The 5,323-nt window shown below is 66.7% G+C and carries 6 protein-coding genes; all 6 read right to left on the bottom strand.

Annotated features, from left to right (window positions below; all coding sequences use genetic code 11):
* Positions 1–9 precede the first annotated feature (9 nt).
* On the bottom strand, positions 10–375 hold the full coding sequence (locus EO170_RS15630; protein ID WP_126946349.1) for a hypothetical protein: 366 nt from the start codon (positions 373–375) through the stop codon (positions 10–12).
* Positions 372–929, bottom strand: a complete 558-nt coding sequence (locus EO170_RS15625; protein WP_126946347.1) for a polymer-forming cytoskeletal protein — start codon at positions 927–929, stop codon at positions 372–374. The genes EO170_RS15630 and EO170_RS15625 overlap by 4 nt, the downstream gene beginning before the upstream one ends.
* 96 nt (positions 930–1,025) lie before the next feature.
* On the bottom strand, positions 1,026–2,735 hold the full coding sequence (locus EO170_RS15620) for a diguanylate cyclase (protein WP_126946344.1): 1,710 nt from the start codon (positions 2,733–2,735) through the stop codon (positions 1,026–1,028).
* A 116-nt stretch (positions 2,736–2,851) separates the two neighbouring features.
* Entirely contained in the window at positions 2,852–3,178 is a 327-nt protein-coding gene (locus EO170_RS15615; RefSeq protein ID WP_126946341.1) for a hypothetical protein, read from the bottom strand.
* 239 nt (positions 3,179–3,417) lie between these two features.
* Positions 3,418–3,759 (bottom strand): hypothetical protein, encoded by a 342-nt coding sequence (locus tag EO170_RS15605; RefSeq protein WP_104585815.1) that lies wholly within the window; start codon positions 3,757–3,759, stop codon positions 3,418–3,420.
* Positions 3,760–3,881: 122 nt separating this feature from the next.
* On the bottom strand, positions 3,882–5,057 hold the full coding sequence (locus EO170_RS15600; RefSeq protein ID WP_126946335.1) for an acetyl-CoA C-acyltransferase: 1,176 nt from the start codon (positions 5,055–5,057) through the stop codon (positions 3,882–3,884).
* Between the last annotated feature and the right edge of the window lie 266 nt (positions 5,058–5,323).

Below are 5,323 nucleotides of genomic sequence, written 5' to 3'. Positions count from 1 at the left end.
CCCCAACCCCTAATGCCGCACCCGCCGTCCAGGCGCGCGCACGGCGGTCGCCTCCACCGCCAGCGTAAAGCCGCGCTCTTCGCCACCCTGCATCGCACCCACGTCCACGACCTGGCGCCTGATCTCCTGGCCCTTGCCGTTACGCACCACCACCACCACGGTGTATTCCCACGGATCACCATCGGCGGGATGGCGAATGGTGCCGTCCACCTTGAGCGGCACGATCGGGGCCGGCTGTGCGTGCTGCACCGCCGCCGAGTCGAAGCGCAGGTGGTGCTTGCACGCAGGGCAGACGCTGGCGCTTTCCAGGATCGTCGCCTTGCAATGCGGGCAGCTGCGCGTGGCACCGGGCGTGCCCGGGCGGAGCGCGGTCATGTGGCGTCGCTGTCTCCGCTGACAACCGGCTTGGCCGTCCCGACCGGTTTGCCGGTGTCCTCGCCCCAGCCGAAATCGGCCTGGCCGCGCATGCGCGCACCCGAGGCCACGGTCAGGCTGCCGGCCTTGACGTCGCCGACCAGCACACCGGAGGTCTGCAGTTCCACCTGCGCGGCCGATTCGATATTGCCCTCCAGCTCGCCGGCGATGATCACCTTGTTGGCACGGACGCCGCCGTTGAGCTTGGCGCCACGCTCGATGGTGAGATCGCCCTTGACGTTGACATCGCCCTTGAAGCGGCCAGCCAGGCGTACGTGCCCGGCGCCCTCGATCTTGCCTTCGATGCTGATGTCGGCGGCGATCAGCGACTCCTTGGCCTCGCCGTGGCGCTGCGGTGCAGGCGCTGCGGGCGCGGCACTGGGGGGCGCGGGGGCAGGGACCGGCGGCGCCGGGCTGGACTCGGCAGTGAACAGCCGCCCATCGGCCGCGGGGACCTCAGCTGCTGCGGGAACGCCGTCTTTCTTGTTGGGACCTTGATCGCGCCACATCGACATCGGACTGCCTCGCCAGGGGATCAAAGCCGACTATCGCCGCGTGTACCGATCTTTTGTGTGACGGATTGCGCAAACCAAGTTCGATGGCGCGCGTGCTCAGTCCAGTGCGGGCCTGGCCGCGCCGTGCCGCTCAACCCGGTTACGGCCGCCGCGCTTGGCCACGTACAAGGCCGCATCGGCCTTCTGGAGCAGGCTGGCTCCCAGTTCGCCATCGACCGGGAAGCTGGCCACGCCGATCGAGGCCGTCACCCGCGGCAACGCGCGCTGGCCGTCGCTGACTGCCAGCGCCGCGACATGGCCGCGAATGGCCTCGGCCACACGCGCTGCCTCGGCGCCGTCGGCCTCGGGAAGAATGACCGTGAATTCTTCGCCGCCGTAGCGGCAGGCCACGTCTTCGGCGCGCAACCGGGTCAGCAGCAACTCGCCCAGCGCCGCCAGCAGCAGATCGCCGCCGGCGTGGCCCTGGCTGTCGTTGAATTGCTTGAAGTGGTCCACGTCCAGCATCAGCACCGACAACGGCAGGCCGCGGCGTGCGCAGCGCGCCAGCTCGTGGCTGAGCGATTCTTCCAGATAGCGGCGGTTGTACAGCCCGGTCAGCGGGTCGCGAATCGACTGCCGGCGCAGCGATTCGCGCAGGCGCAGGTTGCTCAGCGCCAACGACAGCTGTTCGGCGGCCGCCTCGGCGATTTCCAGCCGCGGCATCGGCGCCGGGCCCGGCGAAGACAGGAACAGGAAGCCGAGCTGGGTGCCTTGCGCAGACATCGGCAGGCATGCGGTGGTGACGGCGCTGCCGTGCTCGGGCGCGCCGATATGCGCGCATGGCGCATCCCGTACCAGGTCTTCGATGATGTGCGGTTGACCGCGGCGCAGCGCCCAGCACTCTTCAGGCAACAGATGCGGCGCGCTGTGCACCAGCGGCTCGCCCCAGTGGCTGATCGCCTCGGCGCGATCCTGCGAGGCACGCAGCAGATAGACGCTGCCGGCAACGCCCGGCAGCAGGCTGGCCAGGGTGCGGCTGGTCACCACCAGCGCCTCTTCCGCGCTGATGCAGCCCTGCAGCAGGCCGGTGTAGCGGCTGAGCAGATTCAGATCGGCGGTACTGCGTTGCAGCGCCACGACGCTGTCGGCCAACTCGCGATTGGCCTGCGCCGCCTCTTTCTCGGCCTGCGAGCGATGCCGCAGCTCGCGCATCAGCAGGGCATAGACAAGGCTGACCACCGCCAGCCCGAACGGGATGCCGGCCAGTGCCAGCACCAGCAACAATGCCGCACTCTGCCGGCTGCTTTCGGCGCGTTGCGTCAACAGTTCCTGCTCGCGTTGCACCATGGTCAGCGCTTGCTCGCGGATCGCGCTGGTGGTGCGGAAGGCGGTCTGGCGGATGCCGGCACGCGCCGGCTCCAGGCCGTCCTGTGCGTACACGTCCAGGACATGCTGGATCTGCTGCAGTCGCGTTTCCACCAGTCGCCGCAAGCTGTCCAGGTGCCGCACCTGGTCGGGGTTGTCGGCAATCAGGCGACGCAGGTTGTCGAGCAGGATCGGCAGGCGCTCGACGCTGGTCTGATAGTCGAGCAGATAGGCATCGTTGCCGGTCAGCAGAAAGCCGCGCTGCGCCGATTCGGCGTCCAGCACACGCGCCTGGATCTCGTCGACCCGGCCGATCACTTCATGCGTATGCGAGACCAGTGCCGCGTCGGCGAGTGAGCGGCGGGCACCGACAAAGATGCCGACACCGATGGCGATGAAGATCAGGGCGGAAAACGCCAGCGCCAGCTGGTTGCGGCGGCGCGCAGTAAAAGAGAAGGGCATGGATGGATGCTAGCCCGCCAGACTGGACAACACGAGGTTGCCGTTGGCAGGACGCAGATGCGCCGGCGCAATCTGGCCGGCACATCTGCAAACTGTTGAGACGGTCACACGGTCGATCAGTGTTGCGAATGTTCGGCGTCGTGCTTGTCGGCGTTCTGCTCGGCCTTGTTGGCCATCTCGCGGGTCTTGTCGGCGGTGGCATCTGCGGCGTTGGCGGTTGCGCGGCTCGCATCGGCGGCCAGTTCACGTGCTGCCACGCGTGCATCGGCGGTGGCGGCCTTGGCCTGCACGGCTGCGCGATCGGCAGCCTGTTCGGTCGCAGCCGCCGCGTGCTTGGCAGCGGAGGCGGCATCGCGTTGCGCCTGCTCTGCGTCAGGGCCCTGGCAAGCGGCGAGAGTGAAAGCGGCAATGGCGCTCAACGACAGCATGCGGATCGTCTTCATGGGTGGTCCTGTTCCTGTTCCGGTGTTGGAAGGCGGAGCTTATGCACCCACCGATGCAGCCGGCGTCAATGCGCTGCCGGCCATTCAGCCGGTAGGCGGCATGCGCCATCCACGCCGCGACATGGCGCGCGTTCGACGGTTTGGACAGCGACGCAACCCGCTCACGGCCAATCGCAGGCAAAGAAAAAGCCGCTGGAAACCAGCGGCTTTCTCCGAACTCGCTTGGAGCTAAGAAGTGATTACTTCTTGGCTTCTTCGGCGGTGTCCTTGGCAGCTTCGGCGGTGTCTTCAGCCGTCTTGGCAGCGTCGGCAGCCTGGTCAGCAGCAGCGTCGGTGGCGGCGCCGGAAGCAGCCTGAGCAGCGTCAGCAGCGGTGTCAGCCGAAGCAGCGGCGGTGTTGGCAGCAGCCTGAGCGGCGTCAGCCGACTGCGAGCCCGAGGCGGAAGCCTGGTCAGCAGCGGTCTGAGCGTCGGCAGCGGCTTCGTTAGCCGAAGCAGCAGCGTCCTGAGCCTGTTCCGGCTTCGAGCAAGCGGTCAGGGCCAGGCCCAGAGCCATTGCGATCAGCAGCTTGTTAATGGTCATTGTTTCAATCCTCGTCGTTAGATTAGGCAACGCGCTATTGCGCGCCCCCGACATGATGACGGTCCAAAGACCAGTGTCAAGCGTACGCGCATTCAGTTTTGCAAAATCGCCGTTAAAAACAATTAAATCAATTCGATAGCGATGGCAGTCGCCTCGCCGCCGCCGATGCACAAGGTCGCGATTCCGCGCTTGCCACCGCGCGTGCGCAACGCATTCACCAATGTCACCACCAAGCGGGCGCCGGATGCGCCGATCGGATGCCCCAATGCGCAGGCACCGCCGTTGACGTTGACCTTGTCGTGCGAAATGCCCAGCTCGGCGATCGGCGTCATCGCCACCACCGCGAATGCTTCGTTGATTTCGAACAGATCCACGTCGTCCAGTTGCCAGCCGATCTTGCCGATCAAGGTCTTGATCGCAGCGACCGGGGCGGTGGTGAACCACTCAGGTTCCTGCGAGTGGGTGACATGCCCCACGATGCGTGCCAATGGCGCGATGCCACGCCGTTGCGCCTCGTCTGCGCGCATCAGCACGGTGATCGCCGCGCCATCGGAGATGCTCGACGAACTGGCGGCGGTGACGCTGCCGTCCTTCTTGAAGGCCGGCTTCAGGGTCGGAATCTTGGCGATGTCGGATTTGCCGGGTTGCTCGTCGCTGTCGACGACCACCTCGCCCTTGCGCGTGGCCACCGCGACCGGAACGATTTCATCGGCGAACGCGCCGCTGCGCTGTGCCGCCTGCGCGCGTTCGACCGAGGCGATCGCAAACGCATCCTGATCGGCACGGCTGAAACCGAACTTCTCGGCGGTGGCCTCGCCGAACACGCCCATCGCCTGGCCGTCGTAGGGATTGGTCAGGCCGTCCCAGGCCATGTGGTCGACCGCCTGGAAGTTGCCGTAGCGGTTGCCGGTGCGCGAGTTGGGCAGCAGATGCGGCGCGTTGCTCATCGACTCCATGCCGCCGGCGACCACGATGCTGGCCGAACCGGCCTTGATCAGGTCGTGGCCGAACATGATCGCCTTCATGCCCGAGCCGCACACCTTGTTGATGGTGGTGGCGCCGGTCGAGGTGGGGATGCCTGCGGCAATCGCCGCCTGCCGTGCCGGTGCCTGGCCCAGGTTGGCCGGCAGGACGCAGCCGACGATGACTTCTGAGATGTCGGCCGGCGCGACGCCGGACTGCGCCAGCGCACCTTCGATCGCGGCGGCGGCGAGTGTCGGCGCCGGCACACCGTTGAATTGACCAAGGAACGAGCCGATGGCAGTGCGTTTGGCAGCAACGATGACGATGTCGGACATGAGGAGATACCGTTGAAAGTGAAACGATTATCTGCCTCGCGCCCGGTTCGCGCCAGCACGTGCCGATGCGGCGCCATGCGCTACGCACTCAGTTGCGACAGGGGTGTGAGGATGCAGTATAAAGACGGCGTTCGGGCCCGGGACTGGGCCCTATCCATGGAATGGGTTCGGGGAGAACATCCAAATGCAGAAGAGAGACGTCGCCAGGACTGTCCTGGCCTCGGCGTTGGCCGTGGCATTGACCGCGTGTGGCGGCGGTGGCGGGG

The organism is Xanthomonas sp. BRIP62409, from assembly GCF_003992965.1.
Lineage (GTDB): Bacteria > Pseudomonadota > Gammaproteobacteria > Xanthomonadales > Xanthomonadaceae > Xanthomonas > Xanthomonas euroxanthea.
This window is presented reverse-complemented; position numbering and strand designations above follow the sequence as displayed.